This is a genomic window from Haloferula sp. BvORR071 (assembly GCF_000739615.1).
In the GTDB taxonomy this organism is placed as follows: Bacteria; Verrucomicrobiota; Verrucomicrobiia; order Verrucomicrobiales; family Akkermansiaceae; genus Haloferula.
This window is the reverse complement of the sequence record NZ_BATP01000003.1, coordinates 477672-499154: the sequence shown is the minus strand read 5'-3', so window position 1 is coordinate 499154 and position 21483 is coordinate 477672. Positions and strand designations below refer to the sequence as shown.

The following is a 21483-nucleotide window of genomic DNA, read 5'->3' as shown; positions in this document are numbered from 1 at the left end:
CTGTTTTCCTGTTTCCAAGATTAAAATTCATTCCCTCGCGTCCATCGCGGTTTACCACCATGTCCACTGTCACTTCCATCGCCACTGCAACCAGCCTCACCGAAGCCGAGGCGCTCTCGGCGGAGCTCGCCCGCCTGAAGGCTGGCGACCGGCTCAAGCTGCTGCACGAGCGCTACGGCAAGCGCTTGGTCGCCTCGACCAGCTTCGGTCTGCAATCGGCCGTCATGCTCGACCTGATCGCCCGCAACGCGCCGGAGATCCCGGTCGTGTTCATTGATACCGGCTACCACTTCCCCGAGACCTACCGCTACTGGGAGGAGCTGGTGAACCGCTTCGGCACCGACCTGCGGGTCTATCAGCCCACCCATACCGCTGCCCGCATGGAGGCGCTCTGGGGCAAGCTCTGGGAGCAGGGCCTTGAGGGTCTCTCCAAGTATGCCGTGCTGACCAAGATCGAGCCGATGGACCGCGCCCTGCGGGAGTTGGAGGCCGATGTCTGGATCAGCGGACTGCGCCGCAGCCAGTCCTCCAGCCGGGTCGAGCGCCCCTACGCCGAGCAGCAGAAGAAGACCCTGAAGGTCTACCCGATCCTCGATTGGGCGGACGCCCAGGTCGCCTTCTACATGAACGAGCGCAAGCTCCCGAATCACCCGCTGGCCGAGGAGGGCTACGTGACCATGGGCGACTGGCACAGCACCCAGCCGGCCACCGGTGGGCTGGACGCAGAATCGACCCGTTTCAACGGCGAGAAATACGAGTGCGGCTTGCACCTTGACTCCGGCAACTCGGACTTCCAAATCTAAGGAAGACGGAAGGCATGAAGGTGACAGACCCTGCGCTTGGGATGTCCGCGGGATTCATGCCTTCCTATTAGACAGCTCCCGCAATTTTCCCAGAACCCCAGACTGCTTCTCCTATGCCAATCGCAAACTCCATCGCCGACACCATCGGCAACACGCCGCTGATCCGCCTGAACAAGATCTCCGCCGAAACCGGTGCCGAGGTGCTGCTCAAGGCCGAGTTCTTCAATCCGCTCTTCAGCGTGAAGGACCGGATCGGCAAGGCCATGATTGAAGCCGCCGAGCGCGACGGCACGCTTAAGCCCGGTGGCCTGATCATCGAGCCGACCTCCGGCAATACCGGTATCGCGCTGGCCTTCGTGGCCCGCGCCAAGGGCTACCGCTGCATCCTGACCATGCCGGAGAGCATGTCGATCGAGCGCCGCGTGCTGCTGCGCATGCTGGGTGCTGAAATCGTGCTGACCCCGCGTGCCCGCGGCATGGGCGGTGCCATCGCCAAGGCGAAGCAACTGATCGAGGAGAATCCGGGTTCCTTCGGCCCTGGCCAGTTCGACAATCCAGCCAACCCGGAGATCCACCGCAAGACGACGGCCGAGGAGATCTGGCGCGATACCGACGGCAATATCGATGCCTTCGTGGCCGGTGTCGGCACGGGTGGCACGATCACCGGCGTCGGTGAGGTCATCAAATCCCGCAACCCGAACCTGAAGGTCTTCGCGGTCGAGCCGACCAATAGCGCCGTGATCTCCGGTGGCCCTCCAGGCCCGCACATGATCCAGGGCCTCGGTGCCGGCTTCATCCCGAAGAACCTCAATGTCGCCATCATCGACGAGCCGGTGCTGGTCACCAACGAGGACGCCTTCGCGACGGCCCAATACCTCAACCAGGAAGAAGGCCTGCCCGCCGGTATCTCCACGGGTGCCAACGTCTGGGCCGCGATCCAGATTGCGAAGCGCCCCGAGTTCAAGGGCAAGCGCGTGGTGACCGTTGGTCCGTCCTCCACGGAGCGTTACCTGTCCACGCTGCTGGCCGAGAAGGTCCGCGAGGAAGTCTCGAGCCTGCCGGTGGCGGAGATCTGAGAGATCGGTCGCAGAGAACTTCAAGCGCCTCGTCCTTGGTCAAGGGACGGGGCGTTTTTGTTAAAGGGCCTTGGCAGCCGAGCGCTGGGGAAGAAGCTCCGCATCGGACATGTCATCGCGCGAGCTTTTGCGCTCCGGTTTCTTGAACGCAGCCTGTTTGCCGTGCTCGAGCAACTGGTCGGCCGAAGTGCTGCCGAAGAGGTGCATCATGCGTGCGACGATGCCGGTCCAACCGGTCTGATGGCTCGCGCCGAGGCCGGCCCCATTGTCGCCATGGAAGAATTCGTAAAACGGAATGTGATCGCGCCAGTGTGGATCTTCCTGGAACTTTTGTTCGCCACCGTTGACTGGACGGCGGCCGTCCTTGTCTTTCAGAAAGATGCTGGCGAGCCGGCGAGCGATTTCCTCCGCAACCTGGTAGAGGTTCATCATGCGGCCCGAGCCGGTCGGGCACTCGATCATGAAGCTGTCGCCATAGTAGGTGTAGTACAGGAGCAAGCCGCGGATGATGAGGCCATTGACCGGCATCCAGATCGGGCCGCGCCAGTTCGAGTTGCCGCCAAACATTCCGGTGTCCGACTCGCCTGGCAGATATGACACGCGGAAATCCTGGCCGCCCAGATTCAAGACATAGGGGTGCGCCGCGTGGAATCGCGAGAGCGCGCGGATGCCATAGTCACTCAGGAACTCGTTTTCATCGAGCATCTTGGTCAGCACACGGCGGAGCTTCGTTTCGTCGAGGATCGCGCCCAGCCGCCTGCCCTTGCAGCCGACCTTGTCCGGATCGTGGATGAATGACTTCAGTTCCGGCCGTGCCTGGATGAATCCTTCGAACCGCTTCATCTCACCGGGAAATGCCTCGCGAAAGCGGTCTTCGAAGACGGCGACAGCGCAGAGCGGCAGCAGGCCGACCATGGACCGCACCTTGAGCCGCTGAGCCTGACCGTCGGGCAGTTTCAGCACGTCGTAGAAGAATCCGTCTTCCTCGTCCCACATGCCGGTGTCGCCGCCCGCGCGAATCGTGGCCGAAGCAATCGAGACGAAGTGCTGCAGGAACTTGAACACCATGTCCGTGTAGGCAGGCTTGTGCATGGCGAGCTCGACGGAGATTTCGAGCATGTTCAGGCTGAAGAGGGTCATCCAGGCGGTGCCGTCGGCCTGCTCCAGGTAGCCGCCCGTCGGCAGCGGTGCGCTGCGATCGAAGACGCCGATGTTGTCGAGTCCGAGGAAGCCACCCTCGAAGGCGTTTTTGCCGGCTCGATCCTTGCGATTCAGCCACCAGGTGAAATTGAGCAGGAGTTTTTGATAAATGCGCTCCAGCCAGTCGATATCACCTTTTCCGGTGTGGGCCTGCTCCAAGCGGTAGGTGAAGATCGTCGCCCACGGATGAACCGGAGGGTTCACGTCGCCGAAGTTCCACTCGTAGGCGGGAATCTGGCCGTTCGGATGAAGGTAGGTTTCGTGCAACATCAGCTCGAGCTGTTGCTTGCCGAAGTCCAAGTCTACCAGCGTGAGCGCGATGACATGGAAGGCGAGGTCCCACGCCGCATACCACGGATACTCCCATTTATCCGGCATCGAGATCACATCCGCATTGTACATGTGGTGCCAGTGCTGGTTGCGCGGCGCACGGCGGGCGTTCGGCAGGAAAGGATCAGCACCTCGTTCCTCAAGCCAGCGGTTCACGTCGAAGTAGAAGTATTGCTTCGACCACATCATGCCCGCGAGTGCTTGTCGCATCACGTTCGCCTGATCCGCGTTGAGGGAGTCGGGAATGACGGTGGCGTAGAACTTGTCCGCCTCTACCCGGCGCGCCTTCATCACATCGTCGAAATGCCGGCCGAATGCGCTACCTCCGTAGCTCGCGGCCAGCGCCGCGGGTGCCACGCTCGTCAGCCGCAGCTGCACCGTGGCCGAGCCGCCCGCGGGCACGGTGAGCCGGTAGTGCGCCGCGGCTTTTGTGCCGGTCTTCGCCGGATTCACCGCGCTAGTGTCGCCGTGGATGACGAAGTTGTGAAAAGCATCCTTCACGAAGGGCGTCTGGTTCTCGCTGCCGAAAACCCGCTGCATGTTCGTCTCGTTCTCCGTGAAGAGCAGTTCCGGCGCATCCTCGCAGTAGAGGTAGCGCTCGCCGAGACGCTCCTCGGTCACCCGCACTACACCGTCGCCCGCGGCTTCCAGTACCGGCCGCGGCTTGTTCCGGCCCCAGGACCAGCGATTGCGTCCCCAAAGGGTCGGCAGCAGGTGAATCTCCGCCGCTTCCGGACCGCGATTCAGCACGCTGATTTGCACGAGGATGTCATCCGGCGATTCCTTCGCGTATTCCACGAAGACGTCGAAATATCGATCCTCATCGAACACACCGGTGTTGATCAGTTCATACTCGAAATCCGTGCGGCCACGCGCGCGATTCTTCTGCACGAGATCGTCATACGGGAAGGCCGCCTGCGGATACTTGTAAAGGTAGCGCATGAACGAGTGCGTGGGGGTCGAGTCGAGGTAGTAATAATACTCCTTTACGTCCTCACCGTGATTCCCCTCGCTGTTCGTGAGACCAAACAGTCGCTCCTTTAGGATCGGATCTTTTCCATTCCAAAGCGCGAGTGCGAAACAAAGGCGCTGTTTGTCGTCCGAGATGCCAGCGAGTCCATCCTCTCCCCAGTGATACGCGCGAGACCGTGCCTGGTCGTGGCTGAAATAATTCCACGCGTCGCCGTTGTCGCTGTAGTCCTCACGCACCGTACCCCATTGGCGTTCGCTGAGGTAGGGTCCCCATTTTTTCCACGGAGTGTTGGTGTTGCGGGCCTCTTCGAGACGCTGGCTTTCGGCATTCATAACTTGGGATTGCTAAGAATTGGTTTCTTGAGGAAGTCCCGAAGCACCTGTTCGCCGGTCAGGGGAGTCTGGGCAGAGAGCTGCGAACAGTGCCGGCCCCGGTCGATCCGGGTGGCATATTGGAGGATTCTGGATCGCTTGATCCGGCTTCCCGCTTTCGCGCAATTCAGGAGACGACCGCGAGAGATTCTTGCGTTACCGGTTCTTGGCGACTTCACCACCGACAAGGCCGCCGACCGCGGCTCCGACAGCGGCTCCACCCCAAGAGTCCGACATCAGCCCCACGGCAGCCCCGCCAACCACCGCGCCGGTCGCTTGGCCGCGCCGGACATCGGGATCGGAAGCACACGAGGGTAGAAAGACGAGCGGCAGGAGGAGAAGGAGGGAACGCGGTTTCATGGCTAGTTGGCGGCGCTAGAGATTCTCTTCGCCGGGCTTCCGGCGGGCTGCTGCTGCACCTTGGCATGGAAGGCGGCGACTTCGACGCGGCTGAGGCTACCATTGCCATCCGTATCAATCTTCCGAAACAGGGTGGTCAGGCTTCCTTCGCGGTCGAAGGCTGTGTCTGCTTCCTGGCGGGTGATGGCTCGGTCGCCATTGAGGTCGGTCTTGCGAAACTTCGCCTCGCTGACCTTGGGATTGACGCTTTGCCATTCGTCCTTACTAACCTTGGCATCGCGGTTGGTATCCACTCGGGTGAAAACTTCCTGCTTCATGTAAGCGGAGAACTCGTCGCGCGAGCCGGATCCGTCGCGGTTGGTATCGAGGCGGCTGAAGGCATCGGTAGTAGTGGTGCAGCTGGCGACAAGCACCAGCATACCGCAGCCGGCCAGTCCGGAGAGACATCGGTGGAGGGCATTCATGATGGGCTGAGGTTTTGGCTGGAAAAGCGCGATTCGCCGTGGAGCTGGGGCAACACGCCAAACCGCTCGCAACGCATAGCGGGATAATCCCGTTTCTGCGACTAACCTACAGTCATTATCTGATGCCAAGAAAGCGATCAAGAAGAGATTGCATGCGTCGAAGGCCTTCCCCGGGCTGGGAGGCATTGTCCCCGATAGTGGGGACGATGCTGCTTGTTGTGGAGTTGGGCGGCTTTCGAATAGGGTCGCAGCCACCCGAAGCAGCTGCCTGTTACCCTTGCTCCAGAAATTCCAGCACCCTTTTCATCACCGTCTCCGCTTGATCGATGGTCAGCACGTGCCCGGCATCCGCGATCAATTCCACTCGCACCTGCGATGCCGCTTTCCTGACGCGCTCTGCCGCGCGCTCCGGATCGAACAGGGCTTCGTCTTTCCCCAGGATCAGCAGGGTCCTCTGCGGCAAGCGGGAGAGTTCCTCGTCGGTGATCATCGGCACTGGCGGCGGGGTCCTCTGTTGGGATCGCCATCTCAGGATGAAGTCTCTCATCGCCTCTTCCGGCGGCCGTTTCCCGCGCGGGGACGAGAGATGGGCGTAGAAGGCCCGGATCCGTCCTTCCGTCGGTATTGCCGATGCGATGATCGCGCGGAAAATAAACCCGGGCTTCACCGGCAACAGATGAGGGCCGGCCAGCATGATCAAGGCCCCGACTTTCCCGGGATGCTTCAGCGCGAAGCGGCTCCCCAGCCAGGCACCGAAAGAGACTCCGCATACATCGGCGCGCTGGAGACCGAGCGCCACGAAGCACTCTTCCAGCCAAGCGGCGTAGCCCTCGGTTTTGGTGTCCATCGGCGCGCCGCCGCTCTTGCCCACGTCACCCGGTATGTCGAAGGCGAACACCCGGCGGATTTTCGCGAGCGGCTGAATGATGTTGAACCACATCGTAGCGTTCCCGCCGGCACCGTGGAGCAAAATCAGCGGCGGGAGATCGGCTGCGCCGCAGACCAGCAGGTGGGTTTCGCCCTGGCTGAGGGGGAGCACCCTGCTTTCAAAAGGGATCGGCCACTTGGCGAGGATCGCATCGTAGGATGCGATCACCTTGTGGCGGGCCTCGGGAGATCGATAGGCAGCGGCACTCATGACTTTGTCATCGCGTGGCGGGGTCCAAGAAGTTCATGATGCGGACGGCGTATGCAATTTATTAAGGGTGATATCTGTGCGCAGAACCGCTTTCTCGCGGTTTTCTTGGTCGTCCTCGTGCTGGCCTTGCTGCCCTTGAGGGCAAATTCCTTTTTTGCGATGGACACCGGCATCACCGGCGATCCGGAGAAGGTGTCGGAGGCACTGCAGGAGTTGGGCTACGAGGGGCTCGGCGGGAGCGGGCCCTCGCTGGCAGCGATGCGCGCCGCCTTGGAGGGTAGGGGCCTGCGGCTCTGGAATACCTATCTGACCCTGAAGCTCCGGAAGTCGGGCAGCGCGCTCACGCCTGAGATCAAGAAGCAGATCGAAGACCTCAAGGGCCATGGCTCTGCCTTATGGATCGCGATCCCGGAGGTGGAGGGCAACAGCGATGAGGTGGCGGTGAAGGCGCTCACCGAGATCGCGACCGAAGCTGACCGAGCTGGCGTGAAGGTCTCTCTCTATCCGCACGCCGGCTTCTGGCTCTCGCGTTTCGCCGATGCCACCCGGCTCGCAAATGCCATCAACCGGGAGAACGTGGGCATCACCTTCAACCTGTGCCATTGGCTGAAGGTCGAGGGCGACATCGATCCGATTCCAGCGATCAAGGCCGAGGCCAAGCGCTTGCAATTCGTGACCATCAACGGTGCAGACAAGGGCGATACCAAGGCGATGAGCTGGGACCACTTGATCCAGACGCTCGACAGTGGAAGCTACGATGTCGCCGGCTTTGTCGCACGCTTGCAAGGGGAGGCTGGCTGGGATGGCCCCATCGGCCTCCAGGCTTATGGGGTGAAGGGTGACCGCAAGACGAACCTGACGAAGTCCATGGCCGCGTGGCGGAAGATGAGCGGCACGCTGGAGGGCATGGTGGTCTGCGGCTACCAGGGGTGGTTCCGCACGGAGGGGGATGGCTCGGGCAACGGCTGGTTCCACTATTCCCCGGGCGGCAAGTTCGAGCCAAATGGCACCCATATCGAGATCTGGCCGGATGTGAGCGAGTTGGGTCCGGACGAGCGCTTTTCCACGCCGCTGAAGCATGCCGACGGCAGGGTCGCGGAGGTTTTCAGTTCGGTGAAGGAGGCGACCGTGCTGCGCCACTTCAAGTGGATGCGCGAGTATGGGATCGATGCCGCTTTCGTGCAGCGCTTCGCCTCGACCACCCGGGATCCCCGGCATCGCGCCTCGATGGACTTGGTGCTTGAACATTGCCGCAAGGGTGCCAATGCCGAGGGGCGCAAGTGGGTGGTGATGTATGACCTGACCGGGCTCAGGACCGAGAATTTCGATACCGTGTCCAAGGACTGGCAGCGGCTGAAGGACGAGAAACGCTTGGAACCGGGTGATACGGCCTACCTCCGCTACAAAGGCAAACCACTGGTGGCGCTGTGGGGACTAGGCTTCAACGATCGCGCGCCTTCCTTGCCGGAATGGGAGACGCTGATCCGCTTCTTCAAGGAGCAGGGTTGTGCGGTGATGGTCGGCGTGCCTTGCTACTGGCGCGAGATGGAACGTGATACGATCGACGATCCGAAGCTGCATCAGGTCATCGCGCTGGCGGACATCGTGAGCCCTTGGGCGGTCGGGCGATTCGGCACGCCGCAGGATGCAGCCAACCGCGTGGACAAGCTGCTCAAGCCCGACCTCGCCTGGTGCCGTGAGCACAAGCTCGACTACCTGCCGGTGGCCTTTCCCGGCTTCAGCTGGCAGAACTTGATGCGTAGCCGCAAGCAGGAGGCCAAGATGGATGCCATCCCGCGGCTCGGCGGGAAGTTCTTGTGGAGCCAGGCCGTGGCGGCGCGCGCGGCGGGCAGCAAGTCGCTTTATCTCGCGATGTTCGATGAGATCGATGAAGGCACGGCGATCTTCAAAATCTCGCAGGATCCGCCCTTGGGGCCGGTGCGCTTCCTGGCCGAGCCCGGCCTGAAGTCCGACCATTACCTGTGGTTGAGTGGACAAATCGGCAAGATGCTGCGGGGTGAATTGAGCCCCAGCGCGGAGATGCCCACGCGCTAGAAATCCGTCCGGGCACGCTTCGTGCTGGATCGCGGCGTCCACGAGGGACACCTTCCCGCACATGCCTGAGCGCCTTGCCGGACTGCTGCTGCCCGCCTTCACGCCACGGAGGCAAGGGGACTTGGGCATTGGCGACACCCGAGCGATCCGGAAGTGGATCGGACACTGTGCGGCGCATGGCATCGGCTTCCTGCAATTGCTGCCGCTCAATGAGACCGGCGGCGACGACAGTCCCTACAATGCGATTTCATCGGTGGCCTTCGAGCCGCTGTACCTCAGCTTTGATAAAAAGGATATTCCTTGGCTCGAGGAGGCCGAGCTTCAGCAAGCGCGCGTGAGCCTCGGCGAGAGCCTGAGCGCGAGCAAGGTCAACTACGCCGCGGTGCGGAAGGTGAAGCGCGGCCTGCTGGAGAAGGCTTGGACGCGCTTCCGCGAGGGCTCTGGAGATATCGCCTTCTACCGCTTCCGCCGCGAGGAGTCGCCATGGCTGGTGAACTACTGCATCTATCGTTGGTTGATGGACCAGTCGGGTACCGCCGAGGCTTGGGACTGGTGGCCAGAGGAGTGGCGCACGGTGGCGGGCGCGCTGGCACACTTGGAAAGCGAGCGGTCGAAGGACCGCGCCGCAGTCGAAGACCGCTTGGAATTCTACGCCTGGGTGCAGTGGCTCTGCTTCAAGCAGTGGCGGGCGGTGCGCGCCTATGCGGACGATCTCGGAGTGAAACTGATGGGTGACATCCCGATCGGGGTCAGCCGCTATTCGGCCGATGTGTTCTTCCACCGGGAGGAGTTTGACTTGGATCATTGTGGCGGAGCTCCTCCCGAGCTCATCTTCAAGCACGATCTCTTCATCCAGAAGTGGGGCCAGAACTGGGGCATTCCACTCTATCGCTGGGACCGGATGGAAGCCGCGGGCTTCCCTTGGTGGCGGCAGCGCATCGCCAAGCTGGCGGCAATCTTCCACATCTTCCGTGTCGATCACGTCCTCGGCTTCTACCGGATCTATTCCTTCCCCTGGCAGCCGCAGCGGAATGCCGAATTCCTGCCCCTGACGGAAAAGGAGGCGATGAAGCTTACCGGCGGCCCGCTGCCGGGTTGGGCTCCGCGGCCGGACGATACGCCGCTTCACAAGGAGGCCAACCGCGCCGATGGCGACACGCGTCTGCGGATGGTGATCGAGGCTGCGGGGACTGCCGCAGTGGTGGGTGAGGATCTCGGCTGCGTCCCGGACTACGTCCGCCCGCACCTTGCCTCGCTCGATGTCGCCGGATTCCGGATTCCGCATTGGGACTTCGATGAGGAAGGCCATGTCATCCCACCGGAGGATTTGCCTGAGTGCTCCTTCGCGACCTACTCGACCCACGATCACGATTCGATCCCGGCCTTGTGGGCGAATTTCCATCGCATCTCCGCCGATCCCGATGCCGACGAGGATGAGCAGGAGCAAGCGATGGAGTATCTGCGGCTGATGGCGGAGTTCGCCGGGGTGCCGGAGACGCTCCCTTACGGGCCGGAACTGAAGGCTGCGCTGCTCGGTGCGCTGATGGCATCCCACTCGCGCTACGCTGCTTTCATGATCACGGATCTCTGTGATCTTACCGATCGGATCAATTCCCCCGGGACCGTGGGCCCGCAGAATTGGAGTTTCCGGCTGCCCCTTGAGAAGGAGGCGACTGCTTTGCGCGAATTGAAGGCCCTCGAAACGGTTTTGTTAGAGCACGGGCGCTTCACTTCGCCTTGAGGGCCTGCTGCCGGGCCAAGGCTTCCGGCAAGCGGGCCAGTTCCTCCGGTCCCAGCCACCCTGGGAGCTTGGGGTGCCAGAAGGGTTCGTAGAGCGCGACTGGTCCACCGATCAGCGCCGCGAGGTAGCTGAAGGTGCTCTTCGCCATGATCATCACGTCACTGCTGACGAGGTGGTGGAAAGTTTCAAAGGTATCCTCGTCCAAGTGCAGCTCTGCCCCTAGCTCGGTGAATGCCGCGAAGTCCGCGGGGCTCCCTTCGGAAAAGACCCTGATCTGGGCCCGTTCCTTGCCGATCGTCTCCAGGACTTTCCGTAGGCGCGCGAGGATCAAATCGTCGGGGGTGAACCATTGGGCGAATTGGCCGGTGGAGGCGACATCGCCACGGCGGACGTGGACGGCCACTTGGATGCGGCCGGGATCGTAGCCGGAAAGCTGTGGCTTGGGCGTGAGCCGGTATTTTTGCGCCAGCTGCGGACCGATCGCGGCCCAGGCCTCCGGGTGCTGGTTGGTGAAGCGATGGCAGTGCGCCACCACGTGCAGGCAGCGGGAGCGCGGCCAAAACCGGTGCGGCTTGGCCACGGGCCGCAGTGGGTATTTTGCGAGATCCACCGCCTGAATTTCCCCATGCCCCAGATTGAAAAACTCCTCCCAAGCTCGCGACCAATCGGCGGTGGAAATGCCCTCCGGCCGGTGTGCGACGTCCGAGACCGGGGTGTGGGCGTAGGTCATGCCCTTCAGCCGGGCGAGGATCATGGTGGAGATCCGCGCGGAAATCTGCGCGCCGCCGCCGTCGTCCCGGTCGCGGCAGGTGATGAAACTGTCCTTCGGGCGCAGGAAAGGGAGCGGCACGGCGCAGCATGGACCGGGACCGGCGGTGGCGGGCAAGCCCCGAGCGGTGGAAAATGCGCTTGGACCCCCGGCGGTCCCGGCCTAGGCTCGGGCCGCCGATGGCTTCCTTTTTCAAGCAGCTCAAAGAGAAACGCAAATACAGCAAGTGGATCGAGGATGGGCGCCCCGACCCGCCGCCGCCGCTTGCCAAGCGCGAGATGCTGCTGGAATACAAGAATCGCCACGGCCTGCAGATCCTCGTCGAGACCGGGACCTTCAAGGGCGACACGGTGGAGGCGATGCGCGGCGAGTTCCGCAAGGTTTACTCGATCGAGCTCTCCGAGAAATTCCACGCCGATGCCAAGAAGCGCTTTTCGGGCGTCGCCAATGTTGAGTTGCTTCAGGGCGATAGTGGCAAGGTAATGGCGGAAGTCGTCGGCAATTTGGATGCTCCCACGCTCTTCTGGCTGGACGGCCACTACTCCGGTGGTGACACCGCGAAGGGCGACCTGAGCTGCCCGGTCTGGGGTGAGCTGGAGGCCATCTTTGCGGCCGCCATGAAGCAGCCCTTCGTGGTGCTGATCGACGACGCCCGCTGCTTCCGCCATGTGGGTGCGGAGGATTACCCGGCCGTCTCCGACATCGAGACTTGGGTCAAGGAGCGCCGCCCGGACCTCGGTCTGGAAGTCGCGATGGACTGCATCCGCATCGCTCCCACAAAGTAAGCGGCCTCAGGGTTCGCTCACTTCGTCGTTGAGGCGGTAGAAGGCATTGCTGCCGGGGACCAGCGTGTCCTCGAAGGAAGCCTCGCCCGAATCGCCGGTGCCCACTGTGCCGATCGCGGTCCAGGTTTGGAGGTCGGTCGAGCGTTCGACGGCGTAGCGGGTATTGATCTGGCCCTTCAGGGTGAGTCGCACACCGTTGCTTCCAGCGCGTTCCATCTGCATGCTGACTTTGGTGTCCGGGCTGGACTTGGCTTCGGCGCGCACGCTCCGGGCTGCCACCGTCGTGCTACTGCCGGAGTTCACCGTCAATGTCGGCCGGAAGGAAGTGGGCGAGCCCTCCGCAGAAACGAAGGACACGTCTTTGGTCGAAGAGTCGGCTTCCACGATGAAGCTGTAGATCCCCGCAGCCGTCACCTGCGAGGAAACATCGAAACTGAGGACCTTGTCCTGGGGGATGTCTCCGGTGAAGCTGGCAAGCTCCGCACCCTTGGCCGGAGCATTGCTCCCGCTGACGGTGCTTTCGCTCCAGTTGTTTGAGGCTGCGGCGAAGACCCGCAAGGTCATGGTCCCCGAGGACACATCGCCGCCTTCCACCAGTTTCAAGATGGCGGAGCTGGGAGCTGTTACGGCGCTCGCATCGAACTGGAGGTAGATGATGCGCTTGCGGCTTGAGCTCTCCACCCGCAGCACGGAGCTGTTAAAGTTTTTGCCGTTCTCCGTGTAGGCATCCTGGGTTGCGGCGAGCACCGTCGTGCCACCGGGAACCGCGGCTGCGGCGGTGATCACGACGGTCATTTCATCGAAGTCGCTCAACTGGCCATCCGAAGCCGTGAGGCGCAGGACATAGGTCCCTTCCGCCGTGAAGGTCGCGGTGGTTGAGGCGCTGTTGGGAGTGGCGAAACTTACGGCCGTGGGGCCGCTGCGGCGCGTCCATGCCAGGCTGAGACCCGAGCCTTGGGGCAGGCCGTCATCGCTCGCCGAGCCATTCAGCGCCACTTGGACGGAGGATCCGGTAAGCGTGGCGCTGGCATCCGGGCCCGCATCCGCGGTCGGGCTCTGATTCGTGGCGACCGAGTTGATGGTAACTGTGACCTCATCGCTGCTGCTCAATTGTCCATCGCTGGCGCTCAGCCGCAGTACGTAGGTGCCCGCGGCGTTGAAGGTTGCGGAAGTGTTCGCCGCATTCGGCGGGGAGAAGCTGACCGAGGCGGGCCCGCTGGTGGTGGACCACGCCAATGACAGCGCAGAGCCCGCCGGCAAGCCATCGTCGTTCGCGGAGCCATTCAAGGTCAATGCCACCGCTTGGCCTTGATAGGAGCCAGATTTGTCGGCACCTGCCGAGACCACTGGGGCGGTGTTGCTGGCCCCGCCGGTGCTGCTGATCACCAGCAGGGGCTGGGCGGAAGTCGTCGTGTTTTCGGAGGAGGCGAAGGTCACGTCCCTGGTGCTATCGGTATCGAGGATGAAGCTATAAACTCCCGGTCCGCTGACGAAGGCCGAGACATCGAAGTCCAGGATGACACCAGCAGGGATGCTGCCGCTGAAACTACCTAGCATCGCTCCCTTCGCTGGAGCATTGCTGCTCGTGAGCGTGCCCTCTTGCCAATTGTTCGAGGCAGCAGCGAAGACCCGCAAATTCATCGAGCCCGAGGGTATGTCGCCCTTCTGGGTCAGCCGGAGTGTGGCATTGCCAATCGTGCCGCTCGCTCCGCTCAGGTCGAATTGCAGGTAGGACACTCTTGTTCGCGTCGAGGAGCTCTCGACCCGCAAATCCCCGTTGTTCACGTTGCTGCCGTTTTGGAGATAAGCATCCTGGGTCGCCGCGAAGATCGTCCCTCCGCCGCCCCCACTGCTGCCGCTAACCGTCACGCTGAGGTCATCGGAGTGGCTCAGCTCGCCATCGGTTCCCGTGAGCCTGAGGACATAGGTGCCGGTGCTGGTGAAGATTACGCTGGTGCTGGCGCTGTTAGGGGAGCTGAAAGTGACCGCCGCAGGGCCGCTCACGCGGGTCCATGAAACCGCAAGACTGCTTCCTGTGGGCAAGCCGTCATCGGTGACCGAACCGTTCAGAGCCACGCTCGCCGAGCTTCCACTGAGAGTCGCCGTCTTGTCCGTGCCAACATCCGCCATCGGAGCCTGGTTGGTGGGTGTGCTGGCACCGGTATTCTGCACCCACGCGATCCAGTCCTGGCTGGTTGAGTTCGGCGGCGAGCCGAGATTGCGCGTGCCGCCGCCTGCCAAGGTGTCGCCCGTTACCAAGCTACCGCCATTCCGCGGATCATACCAGCGCACCCGGTAGCTACCGCTCTGGCCGGACAGGTTCAAGGTGGCCGAAGTTCCGCCCGAGCGGAGCTGCACGAGGTAATCGCTGCCCGGCTTCGCCAGACAGCGGTTGCCATTGCTGCCGCCGCCGCTCACCAGCGAATTCGCGTTCGACATGTCCTGGAAAGGAATCGCGTTGTTTTCAAATAGCGACACCGCATACCGGCAATACGGCCAGAAGGAATCGCGGCTGCGGAAATCGTTGCAGGTGAGATCCGAGTTCTCCAAGGCGTAGCCGAAATAAAACTCAATCCCGGCACCACCCGCCATGATGGTAGCCCACAACGCGTCCTTGCGGGCATTGGTGTGGCTGCTAGCCGGATCGCTGTCGGGGCGCAGGCCGTATTGGGAATCACCCGGCTCGTCGGCGGCGACCACCCACGGCTTGCCGGCGGCGTCCGAGCGGTCGACGTAGTTCTTGATGTCGCCAAAGGTGTCGCTGAAGTCCGCCGCGTTCATTTGCCGGGAGAAACCGGTCAGCCGCGAGGCATCACCCATCATCTCGTAATGGCTGTCGCCATTGTGAATCACCAGATGGTGATGATAGGGATCGTTATCGTAGAAATACTCCGCCCATGCGACTTTCTGCGCGGTTGAGGCGTCGTTGATCTCCTCGCCGAGGTTCCAGTTCAGTGCCAGGTGATGAGCGAAACGGGCGATCAGCTCGCGGTAGTAGAGCTTGCGCTGGTTGCCCATGTTGCCGCCGTCTAACAGCAGTTCGTTCTCGGTCTCCTGGGTCTTGAAATGGAGATACATGCCCATCTTGTCGCCGTGCTCGAAAACGGTCTCCCACTGGTCGAGCTTCGACACATCCATTCTCAGCCGCTCCGAGTAGCTCGTGTAGGGATAGACGTTCTGGTCATCTCCGTTGATGTTCATCGTCAGGAAGGAGAAGACGTTTAATCCTTTACCCGACAGATAGTTGATGGCACCGATCAAGCCTTTGCCCTTGCCGCCCTGCCAAGTCGGATCCCCGCTGTTCCAGTCCTGCACATGCGGTTGCCAATCCTTGATTAGATCATCCTTGTGGCCGTCTGTCTTGAAATCGCCGTCGAAGTCCGTATAGGCCAGCAGGTTCTCCGGGGCATCCACGCCGGCCTTCATGAAATATTTGCCGGTTTCCGCGAAGCGGAGGTGATGCTTGCCCACATAGTCCAGTCGCCCCTTGCCCCGCAGATCGCGGCCGGTCTTGTTGGTTGCAGAGATCGAAAGGCTGCCACTATCGCCATCAAAGAAGCCGGCGCTGCTGCCCGCCGTCGAACTGGCATCCATCGCCACATTCGTGCCTTTGCGAAAGGAGGCCGTATAGGTCCAGGTGCCCGTCTCGTCGGGGGCAAAGTGGACTTTCCAGACATCACCGGAACTTGCGGAGGTATTGGCCGCATTGCCATCCGCTGCATAGTAGCCGGGCACGAGATAGGTCTTGCCGCTGGCCGCATTGCGGAAGGTCACGTTCAGGCGATAGTCGGTGAAGGGATTCGGGGTGGCGCTTTCGCTGGTCGCGGGTCCCTCGAAGCTCAGTGTGACCTTGTGCCACTTGCTTAGCTCCCCGCTGACGGTGGCCGCATCCGCGGAGATCGCGAGGGCGGTGGTGGCGATGGCCGTGAGAATGGCCGTGGTTTTCATGGGATCGTTCGGTTTCGGTCAGTAGTGAAACTTCACGGATCTGGAGGTCCCGGGGGCAGGTCCTATGATGCGGGGTGTTGAAGTTGTTAGATGGCGTTAGGTGGTCGGGTTGAGGCAACAGTTCTCCTCACCATTGGCCTGACGGGGCGGCCTTTGGGCTTGTTGGGGAGAAAGGGGGCGGCTTGTTAGACCGAGGCGAGCCTGCCTTTTTTGAGATCCCGGCCGGAGCCGGGCTTCGGTCCTGAGTCCAATATGCAGTCCTTGTGCCCCCTCGACTTGGGAGAGGTGAAAGCGATTGAATTCCAACGAAATGTGGGAATCGCCCAATCCTGTGCCCCGAGCGACTTGCTGCTCCCGATCAGCAATCTGCAATGCCGGGCGTGGGACATTGCATGGCCTCTCCCCGGCGAGTCCGTTTGCACTCTGCCCCTTTCTGGTCCATCATCGGGGGAATGGAGGTCCCAGCCCCCGATGAATCCGAAGACCCCGCCTTGGTGGTGGTGGGCGAATGGCCCTCATTTAGCGAGGCGGACGAGCACGCCTTGGTAGGGCTGGCGACCAACCACGAATGCTGGATCTTCCCGTTCGCCGATGGTTTCGCCGTATGGGCCAAGCCGGAGACGGCACCAGCCTTGCGTCGCGAATTCTCGCTGTACGCTACCGAGCAAGCGGAGCGCCGCGAGCGGGTCGAGCCCCCGCTCTTCCCGGCCGGAATCGAACTGATGCTACTGTGGGTCATCGCGCTCACTGCGGTGTACATGCTCCAGGGGCGGGACGCCGCTTTTACGGATCGCTTCTGCAACTCCAGCCGGGCGCTGGTTGAGGGCGGCGAGTGGTGGCGTCCCTTTACCGCGCTCTTCCTCCATGCGGATGCCGGGCACTTGCTCAGCAATGTCGGCATCGGAGGTATCTTCTGTGTGATGGCGGCTCAGACTCTCGGGCTGTGGCGAGCTTGGCTCCTGATTCTTGTCAGCGGCAGCTTGGGAAATGCCGTCAACGCGTGGAGCCATTATCCCGCTGACTTCAATTCCCTCGGGGCTTCGACGGCCACCTTTGGTGCCTTGGGGCTCCTTATCGGTTCAGCCCTGGCGTATTCGTGGAAGGCCCACTCGCTCCGCGAGCTCAGGTCATTGCTCGCACCGCTCATTGTGGGACTCACGATGCTGGGTATGTATGGTGTGGGTGGCGAGCAGACCGATGTCGCTGGGCACTTCGCCGGCTGGTCCTTCGGTGTCCTGCTTGGCAGCCTGGCTCGGCGTAAGGATCTACCATTCGCGAGACCGGAGCAGGCGCTCGCGGGGTTGCCGCGTTCGCCACGGCAGATGGATTCCTAAGGCTCTGTTTATCCGAACAGCGCCTTTCCCGTATTGCCGCGAACGTTTCATCGTGGCAGAATGTCAAGGTGCGCGGAATTCTGCTGTCCTTCGCTTTGACCGCTGTTTGTTCCGCCGAGCGGATCAATCACGAGGGCCGCATTCTCGGCAGCCAGCCGACGGTCACTACACCAATCCTGTTCAATACTCCGCAGGCCGATGCGGTGGTGTCCGCGATGCAGATCATGCCGCGTGACAGCGCTTGGAATGAGGACATCTCCAGTCGGCCGCTGTTGTCGAATAGCGATGCGATGATTGCACGCATCACCTCGGACCTGGTCACCGGGGTGAATGCCAACCGCGGCTTCCTCTTCCTCTTCGAGGAAATGAACTACGCACTTGTCCCCGACAACCAGCCGACCCAGCCGATAAAGTTTACCACTTACCCCACGCAATCGGACCTTGATGGCGGGGCCTCGCCCTTCGGCAACTATCCCATCCCCACGAATCTGCCGGTCGAGACCTGGCCTACGGGCACCAATTCGCTGACTCTCGAACAATGGCAGGTCTCCACTCAGCCCGGTGATCGTCACACAATCATGGTCATGCCGGGGACGGGCAATCTCTGGGAGACTTGGTCGACACGTCGGGTGGATGTAAATTGGCAGGCGGCCAATGGTGCCAAGTTTTCGCTCAACAACAACAACCTGCGTCCTGCAGGCTGGACCTCAGGCGACGCCGCCGGTCTGCCGATGTTTCCTGCACTCGTCCGTTACGATGAAGTACAGCGCGGCATGGTTGAGCATGCCATGCGTGTAGTGGTGAAGAAGAGCCGCAAGGAGTATATCTACCCGGCGACCCACTATGCTTCGGTGGACAATACCACGGATCCCGACGTCCCGGCGATGGGCCAGCGTTTGCGCCTCAAGGCTGGCTTCAACATTCCGGCGGACTGGACCGTCCAAGAGAAGGCGGTAGCCCTGGGCCTGAAGAAATACGGCGCCTTCGTGGCGGACAACGGCAATTTCTTCTCCATCTCGATCACACCCGACGACCGCTATCCCGACGGGTGCTTCGACCACCTGCGCAGTGTCGCCATCTCCAGCTTCGAGGTGATCCAGACCACGGGGGCGGTCGGCGGTCCGCGCTCCGCGGGAGCTCCCTCCGCCAATGCGGGTCCTGATCTCGGCATCCAAGCAGGCGGCAGCGCCTCCCTGAATGGTGCGGTCACTGGAACTGCTCCTCTAACAAGCCTGTGGACGAAGTATTCCGGGCCAGGAACCGTTAGCTTCGGCAATGCCTCGCTGCCAGCAACCAGTGCTACCTTCAGCATTCCGGGTCGCTATGTTCTCATGCTGTCCGCGGCGGATGAGGTTCACACTCCGGCCTACGATGCCGTGGTAGTGGACGTCACGGTGCCGATCAATTTGACCCGTTCGGGACAGGATCAGATCGTTCAATTCCCCGGCGTGGCGGGGCAGCGCTGCCGGGTCCAGCGCTCAGGCGACATGCTTACTTGGCAAACGATCTGGGACCAGAGTCCCGCGAGCAACGCCGTCGTTCAGGTCACCCACAGCGGGGCCATGGACCTTCCGGAAGGCCGCCAGTTCTACCGAGTGCTGGTGGGAGACTGAGAGTAGTCTTACTCGGCTTCAGTCGTTGCCGCTTGCTTGGCTCTCATCCTCGCACGCGCGAATTCCCACACGATCGGCAGCAGCGAGAAGGCGATGATTCCGATCACCACCAGCTCGAAGTTCTTCTTCACCACCGGAATGCCGCCGAAGAACCAACCGGCTGGCAGGATCAGCGCCACCCAGAGGATCGCGCCGATTACGTTGAAGGACATGAAGCGCTTGTAGTCCATCTCACCGGAACCGGCGACGAAGGGCGCGAAAGTCCGCACGATCGGCACGAAGCGCGCGAGAATGATGGTCTTGCCACCATAGCGGACGAAGAACTCATTCGTCTTCGCGATGTGCTGCGGCTTCACGATCCTCGGGAAAGTTCGCATCGTCCAAGCGCCGAACTTGCGGCCAATCCAGTAGTTCACCGTGTCGCCGAGGATGGCGGCCAGCAGCATCACGGCACCCGCGATCCAGACATTCAGGCCGGAGGCGGAATCCGCAGCGAGCGCACCCACGGCGAAGAGCAGTGAGTCTCCCGGCAGGAAGGGCGTCACCACCAAGCCGGTCTCGCAGAAGATGATCAGGAACAGCAGCCCATAGATGAAGTTCCCGTGAGCGCGGGTGAACTCCTGGAGGTGCTCCTGGATGTGCAGGATGAAATCGATGGCTTCCTTCATCGTTCAGTCGTTTTCCGGTCGGGGGTCGCGGTTGAGCAGTTCGTGCAGCGCGCGCGCGGCTGGCATGTCGCGGTAGAGAATGGCATGCACCGCATCGATGATCGGCGTGCGGACACCCGCGCGCTGGGCGGTTTCGTGGATCGAGAGCGTATTCGGTACGCCTTCCGCGACCATGCCCAGCGAAGAGGTTGCTTCCTCCAAGGTCTTCCCTTGGCCAAGCGCCAAGCCCACGCGGTTGTTCCGCGAATGCTTGGAGAAGCAGGTTGCGATCAGGTCGCCGACTCCGGAGAGGCCCGCGAAGGTCTCGATCCGGCCACCGAGGCAGGTGCCCAGACGGGCCATTTCGGCCAGTGCCCGGGTCACCAGCGCGGCAATCGCATTGTCGCCGAGGCCCAGGCCGGCGGCGATCCCCGCAGCGATCGCATAGACGTTCTTGATGGCGCCGCCGTACTCGATTCCGGCCACATCATCGCTGGTGTAGCTGCGGAAGTGCGGCGCGGTGAAGAGCTCCTGCAAGCGCCGGGCAAGATCCTCGTCCTTGGTGCCGATCACCGCGCAGGTGGCCAAGCCGGAGGCGATCTCCTCCGCATGGTTCGGTCCGGAGAGCACCGCCAGCGGTTGCTGGGGGAGCTGCTCGTGCAGGATCTCGCTCATCCGCTCGCCGGTATTGCGCTCGATGCCCTTGGCACAGGACAAGAGCACCGCGGATTCCGGCAATCCGGCTTCGGCCAGATGCTTCGCCGTCTCCCGGGTCGCCGCGGTGGGCACGCAGAACAGCACCAGCGGATGGGCGGCCGCGTTTGTGAGCGAGATGGATGCCGTGATGTTCTCCGGCAGCTCGACTCCCGCAAGGTAGCGCGGATTGTGACGCGTCGCGTTGATGCTTTCCGCCACTGCCGCATCCCGTCCGATCATTTCGACTCTCTCCAGCTTTGACGCCAGCAGGCGTGCGAGCGCAGTGCCAAAGGAGCCGGTGCCAAGGATGGCGGCGGAAGAAAAGGTGCGGTCAGGCATCGTGGAAAACAGGCGGGAAGGGGACTTCAGGGCGTGGCTTTCTTCTTCGGCTCAAAACGGCTCTCTGTCCCGTCTAACAATCGCTTGATATTCGTCCGGTGCTTCCAGATCGCCAGCCCGCCGATCACTACCGAGAAGACGAACAGTGGTTTGTTCCAAGTGCCCGCCTCCCACAAGGTCGGCAGCGACTTGTCGTTGTTCACGTGATGAAAGCGGGTGCCCAAATGCGTGATGAGTGGTAGCGCCGCCGCAGCACCGATGCTGGCGACCGAGACGTAGCGTGTCGTCTTGAACAGGATGAACCAGATCACGACGAGCAACAAGACCCCGAAGAAAGGGAACAGCGCCAGCAATACGCCAGCGGAGGTGGCAATCCCTTTGCCGCCCTTGAAGCCGACCCATGGCGAGTAATTGTGGCCCAGAATCGAAAGTAGCCCGGTCAGCACCTGGAAGCTCTGCGCCTTCCATTGGTCGGCGGCACCGAAAACATAAGCATGATCCAATAGCGCGGGAATCGCAGTGCCGGTGCGCTGGCCCTCGTAGCGGATCAGGGCAATCGCCAGCAAGGTGGGAATACAGCCCTTCAGCGCATCCAGGATCAGACACACGATCCCGTGCTTCTTGCCGACCACCCGCAGCACGTTGGTGGCGCCGATATTGCCGGAACCATGTTGCCGGATGTCGATGCCCTTCATCCGGGCGATGAAGAGCCCGAAGGGAATCGATCCGAGCAGGAAAGCGAGAAGCGGGCAGAGCCAGAGCTGCATGTGCGCGCTTGAGTAGGGGAAAACCCTGCCGATGTCACCCCCAGAGGCGGGACAAAGAAAAAGCGCGGTCCCCT

16 protein-coding genes are annotated in these 21483 nt (G+C 62.0%); 7 read left to right on the top strand and 9 right to left on the bottom strand.

Translation table 11 applies throughout. The annotated features are described in order from the left end of the window. The first annotated feature begins 59 nt into the window (after positions 1-59). A complete protein-coding gene (locus BV071_RS02945) occupies positions 60-803 on the top strand; it encodes a phosphoadenylyl-sulfate reductase (protein ID WP_035601699.1) in 744 nt (247 codons plus the stop codon). A 113-nt stretch (positions 804-916) separates the two neighbouring features. Beyond that, a complete protein-coding gene (gene cysK, locus BV071_RS02940; RefSeq protein WP_035601696.1) occupies positions 917-1879 on the top strand; it encodes a cysteine synthase A in 963 nt (320 codons plus the stop codon). A 60-nt stretch (positions 1880-1939) separates the two neighbouring features. Here cysK and BV071_RS02935 read toward each other — a convergent pair whose 3' ends face one another. The 4 genes from BV071_RS02935 to BV071_RS02920 all read right to left on the bottom strand — a co-directional run bounded on the left by BV071_RS02935 (position 1940) and on the right by BV071_RS02920 (position 6715). Beyond that, positions 1940-4714, bottom strand: coding sequence for a glucosidase (locus tag BV071_RS02935; RefSeq protein ID WP_052572806.1), 2775 nt, complete (start codon positions 4712-4714; stop codon positions 1940-1942). Positions 4715-4909: 195 nt separating this feature from the next. Beyond that, positions 4910-5113, bottom strand: coding sequence for a hypothetical protein (locus tag BV071_RS02930; protein WP_035601693.1), 204 nt, complete (start codon positions 5111-5113; stop codon positions 4910-4912). Positions 5114-5115: 2 nt separating this feature from the next. Further along, entirely contained in the window at positions 5116-5577 is a 462-nt protein-coding gene (locus BV071_RS02925) for an EF-hand domain-containing protein (protein ID WP_265593994.1), read from the bottom strand. 271 nt (positions 5578-5848) lie between these two features. After that, positions 5849-6715: an alpha/beta hydrolase gene (locus BV071_RS02920; RefSeq protein ID WP_035601687.1), complete on the bottom strand. Its 867-nt coding sequence runs from the start codon at positions 6713-6715 to the stop codon at positions 5849-5851. Between the two features lie 51 nt (positions 6716-6766). On the opposite strand from BV071_RS02920, the gene BV071_RS32420 reads away from it, so the two are divergent. Together BV071_RS32420 and BV071_RS02910 are read left to right on the top strand one after the other, a co-directional pair. Then, positions 6767-8770 carry a TIM barrel protein gene (locus BV071_RS32420; protein ID WP_052572805.1) on the top strand — a complete coding sequence of 668 codons (2004 nt, stop codon included), beginning with the start codon at positions 6767-6769 and terminating at the stop codon, positions 8768-8770. A 61-nt stretch (positions 8771-8831) separates the two neighbouring features. Next, on the top strand, positions 8832-10511 hold the full coding sequence (locus tag BV071_RS02910; RefSeq protein WP_052572804.1) for a 4-alpha-glucanotransferase: 1680 nt from the start codon (positions 8832-8834) through the stop codon (positions 10509-10511). Here BV071_RS02910 and BV071_RS02905 read toward each other — a convergent pair. After that, complete coding sequence (locus BV071_RS02905; RefSeq protein ID WP_035601684.1) at positions 10498-11361, bottom strand: hypothetical protein; 864 nt, start codon at positions 11359-11361, stop codon at positions 10498-10500. The two genes, BV071_RS02910 and BV071_RS02905, sit on opposite strands and share 14 nt — an antisense overlap. A 98-nt stretch (positions 11362-11459) precedes the next feature. On the opposite strand from BV071_RS02905, the gene BV071_RS32415 reads away from it, so the two are divergent. Further along, entirely contained in the window at positions 11460-12065 is a 606-nt protein-coding gene (locus BV071_RS32415) for a hypothetical protein (RefSeq protein WP_052572803.1), read from the top strand. A gap of 6 nt (positions 12066-12071) precedes the next feature. Here BV071_RS32415 and BV071_RS34175 read toward each other — a convergent pair whose 3' ends face one another. After that, positions 12072-16013: a DUF5060 domain-containing protein gene (locus BV071_RS34175; protein ID WP_075090824.1), complete on the bottom strand. Its 3942-nt coding sequence runs from the start codon at positions 16011-16013 to the stop codon at positions 12072-12074. 452 nt (positions 16014-16465) lie between these two features. On the opposite strand from BV071_RS34175, the gene BV071_RS32410 reads away from it, so the two are divergent. Then, positions 16466-17347 carry a rhomboid family intramembrane serine protease gene (locus BV071_RS32410; protein WP_265593993.1) on the top strand — a complete coding sequence of 294 codons (882 nt, stop codon included), beginning with the start codon at positions 16466-16468 and terminating at the stop codon, positions 17345-17347. A 68-nt stretch (positions 17348-17415) separates the two neighbouring features. After that, positions 17416-18960 carry a hypothetical protein gene (locus tag BV071_RS32405; protein WP_052572801.1) on the top strand — a complete coding sequence of 515 codons (1545 nt, stop codon included), beginning with the start codon at positions 17416-17418 and terminating at the stop codon, positions 18958-18960. Positions 18961-18968: 8 nt separating this feature from the next. Here BV071_RS32405 and BV071_RS02880 read toward each other — a convergent pair whose 3' ends face one another. The 3 genes from BV071_RS02880 to plsY are packed head-to-tail and all read right to left on the bottom strand — an operon-like array spanning position 18969 to position 21409. Further along, a complete protein-coding gene (locus BV071_RS02880; RefSeq protein WP_035601681.1) occupies positions 18969-19628 on the bottom strand; it encodes a DedA family protein in 660 nt (219 codons plus the stop codon). A gap of 3 nt (positions 19629-19631) precedes the next feature. Further along, positions 19632-20642, bottom strand: coding sequence for an NAD(P)H-dependent glycerol-3-phosphate dehydrogenase (locus tag BV071_RS02875; protein WP_035601678.1), 1011 nt, complete (start codon positions 20640-20642; stop codon positions 19632-19634). 26 nt (positions 20643-20668) lie between these two features. Next, complete coding sequence (gene plsY / locus BV071_RS02870) at positions 20669-21409, bottom strand: glycerol-3-phosphate 1-O-acyltransferase PlsY (RefSeq protein ID WP_035601676.1); 741 nt, start codon at positions 21407-21409, stop codon at positions 20669-20671. Positions 21410-21483 lie beyond the last annotated feature (74 nt).